This is a genomic window from Azospirillum sp. A26, from assembly GCF_042604635.1.
Taxonomy (GTDB): Bacteria; Pseudomonadota; Alphaproteobacteria; order Azospirillales; family Azospirillaceae; genus Azospirillum; species Azospirillum palustre.
The window spans coordinates 297143-311162 of the sequence record NZ_CP170473.1 but is presented as its reverse complement, the minus strand read 5'-3'; the positions used below and the strand labels follow the sequence as shown (position 1 = coordinate 311162).

Here is a 14020-nt window from a genome sequence, read left to right as displayed (position 1 = left end):
TCCCCCTCACCCCGCCCCTCTCCCCAGGGGGAGAGGGAGTAAATCAGAACGGCAGGACCGGCGCCGGGGCGCTTTTGGGACGGGCGGGCGCCGGCAGGCCGCAGGGCAGGAACTCGCCGCGGCCGGGCTCCGCCAGAAGCGCACCGTCACGGCACACCACCGCCCCGCGCGAGATCGTCGCCACCGGCCAGCCCGTGACCTCCATCCCCTCATAGGGGGTGTAGTCCACATTGTGGTGCAGCATGGCGTTCGTGACCGTGACCCGGCGGTTCGGATCCCACAGGGCGATGTCGGCATCCGCCCCAACCGCGATGGTGCCCTTGCGCGGATGCAGCCCGTACATGCGGGCGGGGTTGGTGGCGGTCAGCTCGACGAATTTGGTCAGTTCCATCCGCCCGGTCATCACACCGGCGGAGAACAGCAGCGGCAGGCGCGTCTCCACTCCCGGAATGCCGTTGGGCACGCAGCGGAAGGGCGCCTGTTCGCCATGGATTTTCTTGCCGCCCGGTCCGTCGAAATGGAACGGCGCATGGTCCGACGAAAAGACCTGGAAGGTCCCGCCGGTCAGCCCATCCCAGATGACGGCCTGATTGGCGGCATCGCGCGGCGGCGGGGAGCAGATGCACTTCGCGCCATCGAACCCCTCCCCGCCCAGATCGTCGCCGGTCAGGAACAGATATTGCGGGCAGGTCTCGGCATAGATCCGCAGGCCGCGCCCCTGGGCCCAGCGGATCTGTTCCACCGCGTCGGCGCCGGAGACATGGACGATCAGGATCGGCACATCCACCAGTTCGGCGAGCGAAATGGCCCGGTGGGTGGCCTCACGCTCCGCCACGCGCGGGCGGGAGACGCCGTGGAAGAAGGGTGCCGTCTGCCCGGCGCGCTCCAGCTTTTCGGTCAGCCAGGCGATGCATTCGGCATTCTCCGCATGCATCATCACCATGGCGCCCTCGCTGCGGGCAATGTCGAGAACCTCCAGAATCTGACGGTCGTTCAGCTTCAGCGCATCGTAGGTCATGTAGATCTTGAAGGAGGTGTAGCCCTCGCGGATCAGCGCCGGCAGTTCCTGGCCCAGCACCTGCTTGGTCGGATCGGTGACGATCAGGTGGAAGGCATAGTCGATCACCGGCTTGCCGGTGGCCCGCCGGTGATAGTCGTCCACCGCATCGCGCAGCGACCGGCCCTTTTCCTGGCAGGCGAAGGGCAGCACCGTTGTGGTGCCGCCGAAGGCGGCGGAGCGGGTGCCGGTCAGGAAATCGTCGGCCATCACCGATCCGTCGCCGGTCGGCTGGTCGAAATGGACATGGCCGTCGACGCCACCCGGCAGGACCAGCAGCCCGGCGGCGTCGATCTCCTCGGCTCCGGGGGCGAGACCGGCGCCGAGCGCGGCGATGGTCCCGCCGCGCACGCCGACATCGGCCTTGAACACATCCGACGCGGTGGCGACCGTGCCGTTGCGGATGACCAGATCGAACTCCATGCTCCCCTCCCCCCGATTATGCGGTCAGCCGTGCAGTTCCCGGAACAGGCTGCCCCAGCCCTCGACCCGGCGGGTGTCGACGCCGGTCATGCGCAGCGCCTTCCACACCACGGTGGACACGGTGTCGTAGACGGGGATGCCCAGCGCCTTCTCCACCCGCTCCGCCACCGGGGCGCCGCGCATGTTGGTGCAGATGATGGCAATCGCGTCGGGCTTGGCCTCCGCCACCTCGGCGCACATCCGCTCGATCCGCTCCTCGGTGATCTCGGAGAAGGAGAAGTTGCCGCGGTCGTTCAGATGGCGCTCCGCCACCACATCGAAGCCGGCGGCGTTGTAGTTGGCGACCATCCGCTCCTGAATCTCGTCGAGATAGGGGCTGACGATGGCGAAGCGCTTGCGGCCGGTCGTCTCCAGAATCTCGTTCAGCGCCAGCATGGAGGTGCAGGCTGGGATGCCGGTCTCCGCCGCGATGGTGCTGCACAGCCGCTCGTCGGCATCGAAGCCGAGCCAGCCCGCCGAGGTGCCGTTCCAGCCGATCACGTTCAGCTTGGCGTCGGCCAGCAGGCGGGCTGCGTCGAGGAAGGGCGCGTCGGTGAACTGGTCGAGCGCTGCGGCGCGCAGCGAGATCTCCTTGACGGTGAAGCGGCCGAAATGGGCCGACACCTCCGGCAGCCCACTCAGCATGGCGGAGGTCACCGGCTCAAGGACCGTGTTGGAGGACGGGGTCAGCATCCCCAGAAGGACGCGCTTGGTCAGGTCGGGCGTGGTCATGTTCGGTCCTTATCGCTTCAGGCGTTTCTTGTTTTCAGGGTTTTTGGGGTTCAGGCCCGCGCCCACAGCGCGCGGGCGGCCTCGTCGGCCTCGATGCAGATCCGCTCCAGATCGGCGCGCAGCAGGCGGCCGTCCTCGACCAGAACATCGCCGTCGACCATCACCATTTCCACGTCGCGGCCCTGACCGGTGTGGACCAGCGTGCCGAGCGGGTTGGTCTGCGGGCGCAGATGCGGACGGCGGCTGTCGAACACCACCAGATCGGCGCATTTGCCGACGGTGAGCGTGCCGATGCGGTCGGCCATGCCGACGGCCTCCGCCCCGCCCAGGGTCGCCATGTGGAAGACGTCGGCCGGCTGCCAGTCGGCGGTGACGCCGCCCTGGCCGATGCGGGCGGTGGCGAGCGCCCAGCGCATCGTCTCCACCATGTCGCCATGCTGGGTGTCGGTGCACAGCGCCAGATTGACCCCCGCCGCCTTCAGGGCCGGGGTCGGCGCCAGCCTGCCGGAGGCGGCGTTGCATTTGGGCACATGCACCGCATGGGCGCCGGCACGGGCCAGCCGCGCGATGTCGTCGTCATCGACATAGAGGCAATGGGTGGCGAGAAGCCGCTCGTTCAGCATCCCCACCTCGTCCAGCAGGGCCGCGGGAGAAAGGCCGGTGGAGGCACGGACGCGCTCCACCTCGACCCGGCTCTGCGCCAGATGGGTGTTGACGCGCATCCCGCGGGTCGATGCCTCGGCGGCAAGCGTCCGCAGGAAGCCGGGGGAGCAGGTGTCCGGCGCATGGGCGGCCATCTGCACCGCGATGCGCCCATCCAGCGCCCCGTGCCAGCGGTCGTGCAGGTCGAGCGTCCGGCGCAGCAGATCCTCGCCGATGCCGGCGTCGAAGCGCCATTCCCCCTGCGGCACGCGGGCGAAATCCACGTCATGCACCCGCCAGCCGGCATGGACTCGCAGCCCCAGCTCGGCCACCGCCTCCAGCGTCGCTTCGGCGTGGACGAAATGGTCGCAGACCAGGGTGGAGCCGGACAGCAGCGCCTCCGCCACGCCGAGCCGGGCCAGCGCCCGCGCCTCCTCCGGCGTTGCGTCGGTGCCCTTGGGCACGCCGGGGGTGTAGGACGGGGCGAAGCCGAGATCGGCGGCGACGCCGCGGACCATCACCAGCACCGCATGCAGATGGGCGTTGACGAAGCTCGGCGTCACCAGCCGGCCGGGACGGTGCAGCGTGCGCTCCGCCGCTGGCAGCCCGGCGGAGACCGGGGCCAGATGGGCGATCCGGCCATCACGGATGCCGATGGCGGCGTCTTCCACGATGCCCAGCGCCGGATCGCCGGTGATGGCGGTGACGCCGGTCAGCAACAGATCGAGGGGAGCGGGGTTCATGCCGCAGCGCCCTGACGGCCGGCCGCAGCGGCGTCCGGCACCGGTTCCGGCTTCGCCGCCTCCTTGCGCTGCTGCATCCCTTCCTCGCGGATCAGGTTCAGGATGTGGCGCTTGTGGTCGTTGAACTGCTGGCTGGTGATGTCGCGCGGGCGCGGCAGGTCGAGGTCGATCAGTTCGCGCACCCGGCCCGGCCGGCTGGTCAGGACGGCGACCTGGGTGCCCAGCACCAGCGCCTCGTCGACGCTGTGGGTGACGAAGACGATGGTGCAGCGCTGCTTCTGCCAGATGGCGACCAGCTCCTCCTGCATGTCCATCTTGGTCTGGGCATCCAGCGCCGCGAAGGGCTCGTCCATCAGGATGACCTGCGGGTTCAGCAGCAGGGCGCGGGCGATGCCGACGCGCTGGCTCATGCCGCCCGACAGTTCGGCCGGAAAATGGTTCTCGAAACCGCGCAGGCCCACCATGTCGATGTATTCCTGCGCGGCGGCCCGGCGGTCGGCCTTGCGCCAGCCCTTCAGCCGCAGATGGAAGGCGACATTCTCCCACACCGGCAGCCAGGGCATCAGGTTGGCCTGCTGGAAGACCATGCCGCGGTCGGCGCCCGGCCCGTCCACCGGCTTGCCACCGACCGTCACGCTGCCGCCGGTCGGCTTCTCGAAGCCGGCGATCATGTTCAGCAGCGTGGACTTGCCGCAGCCCGACGAGCCCAGCAGGCAGAGGAACTGGTTGGGTTCCACCGACAGGCTGACATCGTCGATGGCCAGCAGGTCGCGCTTGCGCTTGGCATCGCGGAAGATCTTGGTGATGTTCTTCAGCTCGATGGAGGCCATGGCGTCAGCCCTCCCGGCTTTGCAGGGTGGATCCGTGCTGCCAGTGCAGCGCCATGGACATCAGGAGCTTGATCAGGCCGTCGGTCGCGTAGCCGAGCAGGCCGATGCTGGCCATGGCGGCGAGCACGAGGTCGTAGCGCAAGAAATAGTAACTGTCCCACAGCACGTACCCGAGGCCGCTCTTGACCGCGACCATCTCGGCGGTGACGGTCAGCATCCAGGCGGCGCCGATGCCGATGCGCAGGCCGGCGAAGATGCTGGGCAGGGCCGCCGGGAACACCACATGGCGCAGAAGCTGCTGCTCGGTGGCGCCCATCATCGCGGCGGCGCGGATCAGGTTGCGGTCGGCCGTCTTCACCCCGTGGATGGTGTTCATCAGGATGGGGAAGAAGGCGCCGAGGAAGACCAGGAAAATGGCCGGCTTGTTGGCGATGCCGAACCAGATGATCGCCACCGGAATCCAGGACACCGGCGGAACCGGGCGCAGCATCTGGATCGTCGGCTCCACCGTCCGCTCGACCCACCGCCACCAGCCGATGGCGATGCCCAACAGGATGCCACTGGCCGCCGCGATGGCATAGCCGGCGGCAACCCGCACGGCGCTGGACAGCGCGTCGGCAAACCAGCGCCCGCTGTTGGCCTGGGCGGTCTCGTCGAAGCCGAAGACCCAGTCGCCCCATGCATGCAGAACCACCGTCGGCGGCGGCAGCAGCGCCGCGGGCAGAAGGCCGGACCGCGACACGGCCTCCCAGGCCACGAGGATGACGAGGGGAACGACCGCCCTTTCCCAGGCGAACCGCTCCCAGATTTTTCCTATCGCCGTCATGAACCGGACTCCTGTCCCATGAAACACCTGGCCGGATGCAGCCGGCAGCCGATCAGAAGCCCAACTCGGTCTTCGGCTTGGCCGTGACGGTTTCCAGGAAGCTGTAGTCGAGGTTCTTCTCGGCCGCGGCGGAGACGTCATGGCTGATGTATTTCAGGTCGCGCATCATCGCGGCGATGGCGAGCGTGCTGTCCTTGTGCATGGCATAGTCGGGCGAGGCGTTCTTCAGCGCCTCCGCGGCGACAGTCTTGTCCATGCCGGTGTATTTGTTGATGGTGTCGACCCAGGCGCCCCGGTCGGCCTTCAACTTGTCGACCAGCGCCACGACGGACGCGACGGTGGCCTCGACCGCCTTGGGATGCTCCTTGATCACGTCGGAGCGGGTGACGATCAGGTTGGTCAGGTTGCCGGCGGCCTGATCGTAGGGAAGCGTGAAGTGCCGGCCGGTCCCGCTGCTGCGGATCTGCGAGGCGAAGGGCTCCACCGTGCAGATCACATCGACCTCCCCGCGCTGAAGGGCGGCGGCATGGTCGGACGGGTTCGGGATGTTGACGAACTGCACGTCCTTGTTGGCGTCGATCCCATTCTTCAGGAAGGCGCCGCGCATGTGGATGTCCTGCGCGTTCCCGCGCGAGGCGGCGACGCGCAGCGGTTCGCCCTTTGCCTTGCGGTCGGCGATCAGCGCCTTCAGCCCGGCCCAGTCGTCCGGCTTCAGCTCGATCCCCTTGGCGGTCAGGATCTCCGATCCGCCATTCACCTGACCGGAGATCGCCACCACGTCGAAGCCCTTGTCGAGGGCGGTGATGTAATGGAGGTAAGTGACCTGCGCCACGTCGATGCTCTTGGACACCAGAGCCGTCAGCACGTCATTGCCGGAGTTGAAGTTGATGGCCTCGATCTTCACGCCCTTCGCCAGATCGGGCGTCAGCGCCATCGGCAGGCAGTGGGCGCATTTGGCGAAGCCCAGCTTCACCGCCTCCATGTCGGCGGCCTGGGCGGTCGCGGCGGCCGCGGACAGGGCGAGGACCGCGCCGGTGACGGCGCCAAGCGTGAAGGATCGAAGCGACATGAGCAGGATTCCCTGATGCGATTGCGATATTCCCTCTGTCGCAAGCCGCGTGCCAGATTGTATACAATATGGTGATTTTGGATTTATCTTTTTATATCAATGATATATAAGTTTTTGAAAGCCAAGTGCGCACCTCGACTCTCTTGCCCTATTTTTAAGCGCATGGCATCGTTTGCGCATGGCTGCACAATCATTCAGCATTATGGACATCGCCGGATCGACCATGGACATTGTGAAGACCGCCAAGTTCCCCGCCGGGCCGATCCGCCGTGAAACGCTGCACCATGGTGCCGTCGCGGAGCTGCGCGCGATGATCCTGTCCGGCGAATTGCGGCCGGGCAGCCGCGTGCCGGAGGTCCAGCTGTGCGAACAGCTGGGGGTCTCGCGCACGCCTTTGCGGGAAGCGCTGCGCGTCCTGGCGGCGGAGGGGCTGGTGGAGCTTCGTCCTCACCGCGGCGCCGTGGTGACGCCGATCGACCCCAAGGAGATCGCCGCCGTCTTCGAAGTGATGGAGGCGCTGGAGGCGCTGGCGGGCGACCTTGCCTGCCGGCGGGGTACGGTCGAGGAATTCGCCGAACTCGACCGGCTCCACGACCAGCTTCACGCCCAGTTCGATGCCGGCGACCGCCCGGCCTATTTCCTGACCAACCGGCAAATCCACGCCCGGATCGTCACGATGGCGCGCAACCCGTCCCTGGACGCCACCTACGCCGGCTTCGCCTCCAAGATTCTCCGGGCGCGGTCGCTGGCCAACTACGATGAGGAGCGCTGGCGGCACTCGCTGAACGAACATGACGGCTTCATGGCCGCAGTCCGGCAGCGCAACGCGGCGGCGGCCGGCGGTCTCCTGGCCGCCCACAGCCGCAAAACCGCCGATGCCGTCCTCGCTGCGCTGAACGGTCCCGGCGCAGCCATTCCGGCTGGTGCGGGATGGCAGGCAGAATCAGTGTGAACCAGTCCCTGTAAGCCGTATCACACGTCCTGCCCACCGCCCGGACCTGGCTGAGACTGCGGTGCGGTTCCGGAGGCGCGCGCGTCCTGGCCGGAGGGCGGCGGCGGCACCTCGTCGCTTCCCTCGCTGCGGTCGCGGTAGAGGGCGGCGCGGGCCAGCAGCATCAGGGTGATCGGGGTGGTGACCACCATCAGGGCGGTGATCAGCACCTCGTGCAGGATCGCCCTGGACTCCAGGACGGAGAAGACCAGCATCGAGGCCAGCAGGATGCAGCCGATGCCCAGGGTCGAGCCCAGCGTCGGCGCGTGGACCCGCTGGTAGAAGCTGCCGAACCGCAGCAGCCCGACGGTTCCGATCAGGGTCAGCACCGCACCGGCCAGCAGCAGCAGGGCGGCGGGAATGGCGGCCCAGGCGGGGAGATCGGCCAGATGGTTGTTCATTCGATGACCTCGCCGCGCATCAGGAACTTCGCCAGCGCCGCCGTCGACACGAAGCCGAGCAGGGCGATGATCAGAGCCGCCTCGAAATAGAGGATGCTGCCGTTGCGGATGCCGAAGGTCAGCAGCAGCATGGTCGCCGTGACGTAGAGGGTGTCCAGCCCCAGCACCCGGTCCTGTGCCCGCGGTCCCCGCAGCACCCGGACGGTCGCGAAGGCCATCGCGACCACCAGCATGATCTGGGTGAGGAAGATCGTCCCCATCAGCAGGGTCAGGATCATTCGAACAGCTCCATCAACCGTGTCTCGTAGCGGCCCTTGATGGTGTCGATCCACTCCTGCTCGTCCACCAGATCGAGGATGTGCAGGAGGATGGTGTTCCGCCGCCGGTCATAGGCGACCCACACCGTGCCGGGGGTGGCGGTGACGATGCAGGCGAGCGTCGCCAGCCCGTAGGGCGCCCGCAGATCGAGCGGGATGCGCACGAAGCCCGACACCCGGCCGCCGACGCCCGGCCGCAGGATGATCTTCGCGACCGCCCAGTTGGAGCGCAGGATATCCACCAGCACCACACCCAGCAGCGACAGCGCGGCCTGCGGACGGCGGAAGCGTCCGCCCGGCAGATCGAGCACGCCCAGCGTCGCGGCCGTCCCCAGCGAAAGAACGCTGCCCAGGATGATGGTGCCGGGGGCCACGCTCTCGTTCAGCAGCAGCCACACCCCCAGCAGCGTCGCCGTCATCATGGGATAGGGCAGCAGCAGCCTCATCAGCCGTCTCATCGGGCACCTCCGGCCGTCGGGCCCGCCGTCGGAATGCCGGACAGCACGGCACCGTTGTAGTCCTGCGGCGCATGGAGCGCGCGCGCGGTGTCCTCCATGTAGCGCATGGCCGGTCCGGCCTGGATGGTCAGCGCCAGATTGAGGGCGAGCAACAGCAGGACGGGCGCGATCTCGGCCACCCGCACCCGCGGCACCTCGGCGGCCGGCGAGGCCCAGAAGGCGTCGATGCCCACCCGCGTCATCGCCACCACCGTCGCCAGCCCCGACAGCACCAGCGCCGCCAGCAGGATCCAGGTGGTGACGGGAACCTCCGGCCCGGCCGCCAGCAGCGGCGACAGGATGGCGAATTTGGCGAGGAATCCCGACAGCGGCGGCAGGCCGGCCAGCAGGAGCGCGCTGGACATGAAGCCGATGCCGAGGATCGCCATCGTCGCCGGAATGGGCACACCGGCCCCGCCGCCACCCCCGCCGTCGTCGGCATCCTCGTCGTCGCCCTCACCGAAGGCCTCGCGGGTCACCGCCAGCACGTCGGCGCCGACACCCCGGCCGCGCTCCACCAGCTCGATCAGCAGGAAGAAGCCGGCGACCGCCATCACGGAGCTGGTCAGATAGAACAGCACTCCGCCGGTCACCGCCATCTGGCCGGCGCCGATGGCCGCCAGCAGGGTGCCGGACGACACCAGCACGGTGGCGCCGGCAAGCCGCGCCATGTTCTGCGTCGCCAGCACGGCGATGCAGCCGAAGCCGATGGTCAGCAAGCCGCCGATCAGCAGGACCGTGCCGCCGAAGCCGCTCGACGCCCCCGCCCCCTCGCCGAACACCAGCAGCCACAGCCGCAGCACAGCATAGATGCCGACCTTGCTGAGGATCGAGACGATGGCGGCCGAGGCCGAGCCCAGGGTGGAATAGGTGTTGGGCAGCCAGAAGCCCAGCGGCCACATCCCCGCCTTGATCAGGAAGGCGAGACCCAGGATCGCCGCACCGGCTTCCAGCAGCCCGCGATCCTCGGCAGCCAGCCCAGCGACCCGGCCGGCGAGATCGGCCATGTTGAGGGTGCCGGAAACGCCGTAGATCATGCTGACGCCGATCAGGAACAGCAGCGACGCCGACAGGTTGATCGCGACGTAATGCAGCCCCGCCCGCACCCGCGCCAGCCCGGAGCCATGCAGAGCGAGGCCGTAGGAGGCCGCCAGCATGATCTCGAAGAAGACGAACAGGTTGAACAGGTCGCCGGTCAGGAAGGCGCCGTTCAGCCCCATCAGCTGGAACTGGAACAGCGGGTGGAAATGCGCCCCCGCCTTCTGCCAGCGCGGCAGCGAGAAGGTCAGGGCGGCCACACCCAGAATCCCGGTCAGCACCAGCATCAGGGCGGCGAAGCGGTCCAGCACCAGCACGATGCCGAAATTCGCCGGCCAGTTGCCGAGCCGGTAGACGCGGACGACACCCGCCCCTGAATCGGCGATGGTCAGGGCCAGGATCGCCAGCCCCAGCAGCATCAGCGCCGACGCCATGCCGATCACGGCCTTCAGCGTGCGCTGCCGCTCGTCGATCAGCATCATCACCGCCCCGGCCAGCAGGGGCACGACGATGGGGGCAATCGTCAGATGGTCCATCCAGCCGCTCACCGGCCGCTCTCCTTTCCGTCGACATGGTCGGTCCCGGTCAGGCCGCGGGCGGCGAGCAGCACGACGAGGAACAGGGCGGTGGTGGCGAAGCCGATGACGATGGCGGTCAGCACCAGCGCCTGCGGCACCGGATCGGCATGCATGGCGAGCGTGCCGGCCCGGCCGCCCTCCAAGATCGGCGCAGCACCCGTGCGCAGGCCGCCGGTGGAGAAGATGAACAGGTTGACGGCATAGGAGAGCAGCGACAGGCCGACGATCACCTGGAAGGTGCGGGGCCGCAGCAGCAGCCACACGCCGGAGCCGGTCAGCACGCCGATGCCGAGCGAAAGGATCAGTTCCATCAATCGTCTCCTACAGCGGTAGGCACCGGTTCGGGCACCGCCGGAACCTCCGGTGGACGGGGGGCGGCGGCACGGTGGCCGCGCAGCGATTGGCGGGCCAGCGCGATCAGGATCAGGATGGTGGCGCCGACCACCAAGGCGAAGACGCCGATGTCGAACAGCAGGGCGCTCGCCACCGGGACCTTGCCCAGCACCGGAGTCTGCGAATAGGCGAAATAGCTGGTCAGGAACGGCCGGTCGAACATCCAGGCGCCGAGCCCGGTGCCGGCGGCCAGCAGCAGGCCGATGCCCATCCAGCGCATCGGCAGCACGCGCAGCCGCGCCTCGACCCACTGGGTGCCGCCGAACATGTATTGCAGGATCATGGCGATGGCGACGGTCAGGCCCGCGGCGAAACCGCCGCCCGGCAGGTCATGGCCGCGCAGCAACAGGAACAGCGCCACCAGCAGGATCACCGGGAACAGCAGGCGGGCGATCAGCGACGGGATGAACAGCCAGTCGGCCACGGTGTCGCCGTCCTTGCGGTCGGGCCGCGAGGCGTCGAAGGCGCTCTGGTCGCGCTGCTGTTCGGGAACGTCCACACTGTCCGACGCCGGGCGGAAGCGGCGCAGCAGCGCGTAGGCGGTCATCGCCACCACCCCCAGCACGGCGATCTCGCCCATGGTATCGAAGCCGCGGAAATCGACCAGGATGACGTTGACGACGTTGGTGCCGCCACCCTCGCTGTAGGCCAGCTCCAGGAAATGGCGGGCCAGCAGTTCCGGCGGGAAGCGCGTCATCACCCCGAAGGCCAGCCCGGCCATGCCGGCCCCGGCGGCGGTGGCGATGCCGAGGTCGCGCAGGCGGCGGGTCAGCGTGACCGCCTCCGACCCGCGGCTGCCGGCGCCGTCCATCCGCTTGGGCAGCCAGCGCAGGCCCAGCAGCAGCAGGATGGTGGTGACCACCTCCACCAGCAGCTGGGTCAGCGCGAGGTCGGGGGCGGAGAACCAGACGAAGGTGACGCAGACGACCAGCCCGGTGCCGCCGAGCAGGATCAGCGCCGCCAGCCGGTGGAACTTCGCCTGCCAAGCCGCACCCAGGGCGCAGGCGGCCCCCAGCAGCCAGATCAGCGCCAGCACCGGGTCGATGCCGGACGGCACCAGATTGCCCGGCCCCACTCCGCGGGTCCACACCGTCCAGCCGGCGGCCAGCACCGCGGCGGCCACCACCAGCCGCAGCTGCGGCTGCAGGCGGCGGGTGCCGAGCACCCCCTCGGCGGTGCGGGCCAGCCGCCAGGACAGGAAGACCATCGTCCGCTCGAACATGCGCCGCCCTTCCAGGCTGCGGATCAGCGGTGGCCCCTCGATGCCCTTGGCTAGATGGCTTTGCAGCAGCCGGTAGAGGATCAGCCCGGCGGCGAAGGCGGCCATGCTCATCACCAGCGGCAGGTTGAAGCCGTGCCAGACCGCGAGGCTGTATTCCGGCGTCGCCGCGCCCAGGGCGGCGCGGGCGGCCATGTCGAGATAGGGGCCGACGGTGGCGGCGGGCAGGATGCCGATGACGATGCAGGCCAGCACCAGCACCTCGACCGGGAAACGCATCCAGGCCGGCGGCTCGTGCGGCTTGTGCGGCAGGTCCACCGGGTCCGGCCCGAAGAAGGTGCCGTGGATGAAGCGCAGCGAATAGGCGACGCTGAAGGCGCTGGCCACCATCGCGGCGACCGGCAGAATGTCGAAGAAAACCGGAAGCGGGTCCTTGGCGGAGAGCGCCTCGGCGAAGAACATCTCCTTCGACAGGAAGCCGTTCAGCAGCGGCACGCCCGCCATGGCGCCGGCGGCGATCAGGGCAAGGCGGGCGGTGAAGGGCATGAAACGATTCAGCCCCGACAGGCGCCGGATGTCGCGCGTCCCCGTCTCGTGGTCGATGATGCCGGCGGCCATGAACAGCGACGCTTTGAAGGTGGCGTGGTTGATGACGTGGAAGATCGCCGCCACCATCGCCAGCTCGCTGTTCAGGCCGAGCAGCAGGGTGATCAGGCCGAGATGGCTGATCGTCGAATAGGCCAGCAGCCCCTTCAGGTCATGCTGGAAGATGGCGACATAGGCGCCGAGCAGCAGGGTGGCGAGACCGGCCGACCCGACGATCCAGAACCACGCCTCGGTCCCCGCCAGCACCGGCCACAGCCGCGCCATCAGGAAGACGCCCGCCTTCACCAGCGTCGCCGAATGCAGGTAGGCCGACACCGGGGTCGGCGCCGCCATGGCGTGCGGCAGCCAGAAATGGAAGGGGAACTGCGCGCTCTTGGTCAGGGCGCCGAGCAGGATCAGCACCAGGGCCGGCAGGTAGAGCGAATGCGCCCGGATGCGGTCGCCGGCCGTCAGCACGGCGTCGAGATCGTAGCTGCCGACGATGTGGCCGAGGATCAGCACGCCGGCGAACAGGCAGAGGCCGCCGGTCGCGGTGACCGTCAGCGCCATGCGAGCACCGTCGCGCGCGGCGGCGGTGTGGTGCCAGTAGCCGATCAGCAGGAAGGAGAAGAGGCTGGTCAGTTCCCAGAAGAAGGCGAGCTGGATCAGGTTACCCGACAGCACCACCCCCGTCATCGACCCCATGAAGGCGAGCAGGAAGGCGAAAAAGCGCGGCACCGGATCCTCGGCCGCCATGTAATAGCGGGCGTAGACCACCACCAGCACGCCGACCCCGAACACCAGCCCGGCGAAAAGCCAGGCGAAGCCGTCCATCCGCAAGGAGAAGTCGAGCCCCAGCGACGGCATCCATCCGGCGGTGAAGCGGAGCACGCCGCCGGCCGAAACCGTCGGGTAGGCCGCCCACACCATCGCCAGCCCGAGCAGCGCCACGCCGCCGGCCAGCCATGCCGCGGCGTTGCGCGCATGGGTGGGCAGCAGTCCGGCGGCGACCGCGCCGGCGAAGGGCAAGGCGATGGCGATCAGGAGCGGGAGTGCGTCGGGCATGAAATCCTACGGCAGACTGGCGGCAGACTGAAGGCACGCTGGAACGGCGGCGATGGACGGCGTCAGAAGCCGGGGGAGGCGTCGTTGCAGTCCCGGTCGTCCTCATCCTGGGCAACGGCCTGGATGACGATCTGGGCCGCGTCGTCGGCGGTCTTGGCACCGCGCAGCCGGCGCAGCGACTGCGGATCGCGCAGCGCCCCGCAGATTTCCGCCATGGACGCCAGCAGCCCCTTGCGGTTCGATGCCGGCCAGAGCGCCAGGAAGACCAGATCGACCGGCTCGTCGTCGCGCGCGTCGAAATCGACCGCGCGCTGGAGACGGGCGAACAGGACGACCGGGGCCGCAAGATCGGCAAGCTCCGTGTGGGGAAGCGCCACGCCCCTGCCGAGCGCGGTGGAGCCGATCTTCTCCCGCGCCTGCAAGGCCTCCAGGATCTCAGGCGCCGGACGCCCGCTGCGGGCGGCGGCCTCGGCCGCCAACTGGTCGAGCAGCGCCGCCTTGTTGCCGGGCGCGGCATCGAGGATCACGCTGGACGCGGAAAAATGGTCAGTGATGGTCATCCGGTTCTCCATTCA

General features: G+C 68.7%; 14 protein-coding genes. 1 reads left to right on the top strand and 13 read right to left on the bottom strand.

The window, feature by feature from the left end; genetic code table 11:
- Nucleotides 1-43 precede the first annotated feature (43 nt).
- From hydA to ABNQ39_RS15960, 6 genes are read right to left on the bottom strand one after another with little or no spacing between them, the layout of a single operon-like run.
- Entirely contained in the window at nt 44-1480 is a 1437-nt protein-coding gene (gene hydA / locus ABNQ39_RS15985) for a dihydropyrimidinase (protein WP_376961556.1), read from the bottom strand.
- Nucleotides 1481-1504: 24 nt separating this feature from the next.
- Complete coding sequence (locus ABNQ39_RS15980) at nt 1505-2251, bottom strand: maleate cis-trans isomerase family protein (RefSeq protein ID WP_376961554.1); 747 nt, start codon at nt 2249-2251, stop codon at nt 1505-1507.
- Nucleotides 2252-2301: 50 nt separating this feature from the next.
- Nucleotides 2302-3636 (bottom strand): amidohydrolase family protein, encoded by a 1335-nt coding sequence (locus ABNQ39_RS15975; RefSeq protein ID WP_376961552.1) that lies wholly within the window; start codon nt 3634-3636, stop codon nt 2302-2304.
- Nucleotides 3633-4466, bottom strand: coding sequence for an ABC transporter ATP-binding protein (locus ABNQ39_RS15970; RefSeq protein ID WP_376961550.1), 834 nt, complete (start codon nt 4464-4466; stop codon nt 3633-3635). The genes ABNQ39_RS15975 and ABNQ39_RS15970 overlap by 4 nt, the downstream gene beginning before the upstream one ends.
- Nucleotides 4467-4470: 4 nt before the next feature.
- Entirely contained in the window at nt 4471-5292 is an 822-nt protein-coding gene (locus tag ABNQ39_RS15965; RefSeq protein WP_376961548.1) for an ABC transporter permease, read from the bottom strand.
- A 52-nt stretch (nt 5293-5344) separates the two neighbouring features.
- Nucleotides 5345-6361, bottom strand: coding sequence for an ABC transporter substrate-binding protein (locus ABNQ39_RS15960; RefSeq protein ID WP_376961546.1), 1017 nt, complete (start codon nt 6359-6361; stop codon nt 5345-5347).
- Between the two features lie 223 nt (nt 6362-6584).
- On the opposite strand from ABNQ39_RS15960, the gene ABNQ39_RS15955 reads away from it, so the two are divergent.
- A complete protein-coding gene (locus ABNQ39_RS15955; protein ID WP_376961544.1) occupies nt 6585-7313 on the top strand; it encodes a GntR family transcriptional regulator in 729 nt (242 codons plus the stop codon).
- Between the two features lie 20 nt (nt 7314-7333).
- Here ABNQ39_RS15955 and mnhG read toward each other — a convergent pair whose 3' ends face one another.
- The 7 genes from mnhG to ABNQ39_RS15920 all read right to left on the bottom strand — a co-directional run bounded on the left by mnhG (nt 7334) and on the right by ABNQ39_RS15920 (nt 14005).
- A complete protein-coding gene (gene mnhG / locus ABNQ39_RS15950) occupies nt 7334-7753 on the bottom strand; it encodes a monovalent cation/H(+) antiporter subunit G (RefSeq protein ID WP_098738501.1) in 420 nt (139 codons plus the stop codon).
- Entirely contained in the window at nt 7750-8031 is a 282-nt protein-coding gene (locus ABNQ39_RS15945) for a K+/H+ antiporter subunit F (protein WP_193548453.1), read from the bottom strand. The genes mnhG and ABNQ39_RS15945 overlap by 4 nt, the downstream gene beginning before the upstream one ends.
- Entirely contained in the window at nt 8028-8528 is a 501-nt protein-coding gene (locus tag ABNQ39_RS15940; protein ID WP_376961541.1) for a Na+/H+ antiporter subunit E, read from the bottom strand. Before ABNQ39_RS15940 ends, ABNQ39_RS15945 begins: the two co-directional genes overlap by 4 nt.
- Nucleotides 8525-10153: a monovalent cation/H+ antiporter subunit D gene (locus tag ABNQ39_RS15935; RefSeq protein WP_376961539.1), complete on the bottom strand. Its 1629-nt coding sequence runs from the start codon at nt 10151-10153 to the stop codon at nt 8525-8527. Before ABNQ39_RS15935 ends, ABNQ39_RS15940 begins: the two co-directional genes overlap by 4 nt.
- A complete protein-coding gene (locus ABNQ39_RS15930; protein ID WP_098738499.1) occupies nt 10150-10494 on the bottom strand; it encodes a Na+/H+ antiporter subunit C in 345 nt (114 codons plus the stop codon). The genes ABNQ39_RS15935 and ABNQ39_RS15930 overlap by 4 nt, the downstream gene beginning before the upstream one ends.
- Nucleotides 10494-13445 carry a monovalent cation/H+ antiporter subunit A gene (locus ABNQ39_RS15925; RefSeq protein WP_376961537.1) on the bottom strand — a complete coding sequence of 984 codons (2952 nt, stop codon included), beginning with the start codon at nt 13443-13445 and terminating at the stop codon, nt 10494-10496. The genes ABNQ39_RS15930 and ABNQ39_RS15925 overlap by 1 nt, the downstream gene beginning before the upstream one ends.
- A 62-nt stretch (nt 13446-13507) precedes the next feature.
- Nucleotides 13508-14005 (bottom strand): PTS sugar transporter subunit IIA, encoded by a 498-nt coding sequence (locus tag ABNQ39_RS15920; protein ID WP_376961535.1) that lies wholly within the window; start codon nt 14003-14005, stop codon nt 13508-13510.
- Between the last annotated feature and the right edge of the window lie 15 nt (nt 14006-14020).

Excerpts from the sequence above, each read along its gene's own strand:
- ABNQ39_RS15975 (WP_376961552.1), bottom strand. The coding sequence starts at position 3,636 with ATGAACCCCGCTCCCCTCGATCTGTTGCTGACCGGCGTCACCGCCATC.
- ABNQ39_RS15925 (WP_376961537.1), bottom strand. The coding sequence starts at position 13,445 with ATGCCCGACGCACTCCCGCTCCTGATCGCCATCGCCTTGCCCTTCGCC.
- ABNQ39_RS15945 (WP_193548453.1), bottom strand. The coding sequence starts at position 8,031 with ATGATCCTGACCCTGCTGATGGGGACGATCTTCCTCACCCAGATCATG.
- ABNQ39_RS15980 (WP_376961554.1), bottom strand. The coding sequence starts at position 2,251 with ATGACCACGCCCGACCTGACCAAGCGCGTCCTTCTGGGGATGCTGACC.
- ABNQ39_RS15920 (WP_376961535.1), bottom strand. The coding sequence starts at position 14,005 with ATGACCATCACTGACCATTTTTCCGCGTCCAGCGTGATCCTCGATGCC.
- ABNQ39_RS15955 (WP_376961544.1), top strand. The coding sequence starts at position 6,585 with ATGGACATTGTGAAGACCGCCAAGTTCCCCGCCGGGCCGATCCGCCGT.
- hydA (WP_376961556.1), bottom strand. The coding sequence starts at position 1,480 with ATGGAGTTCGATCTGGTCATCCGCAACGGCACGGTCGCCACCGCGTCG.
- ABNQ39_RS15970 (WP_376961550.1), bottom strand. The coding sequence starts at position 4,466 with ATGGCCTCCATCGAGCTGAAGAACATCACCAAGATCTTCCGCGATGCC.
- ABNQ39_RS15965 (WP_376961548.1), bottom strand. The coding sequence starts at position 5,292 with ATGACGGCGATAGGAAAAATCTGGGAGCGGTTCGCCTGGGAAAGGGCG.
- ABNQ39_RS15960 (WP_376961546.1), bottom strand. The coding sequence starts at position 6,361 with ATGTCGCTTCGATCCTTCACGCTTGGCGCCGTCACCGGCGCGGTCCTC.
- ABNQ39_RS15930 (WP_098738499.1), bottom strand. The coding sequence starts at position 10,494 with ATGGAACTGATCCTTTCGCTCGGCATCGGCGTGCTGACCGGCTCCGGC.
- mnhG (WP_098738501.1), bottom strand. The coding sequence starts at position 7,753 with ATGAACAACCATCTGGCCGATCTCCCCGCCTGGGCCGCCATTCCCGCC.
- ABNQ39_RS15940 (WP_376961541.1), bottom strand. The coding sequence starts at position 8,528 with ATGAGACGGCTGATGAGGCTGCTGCTGCCCTATCCCATGATGACGGCG.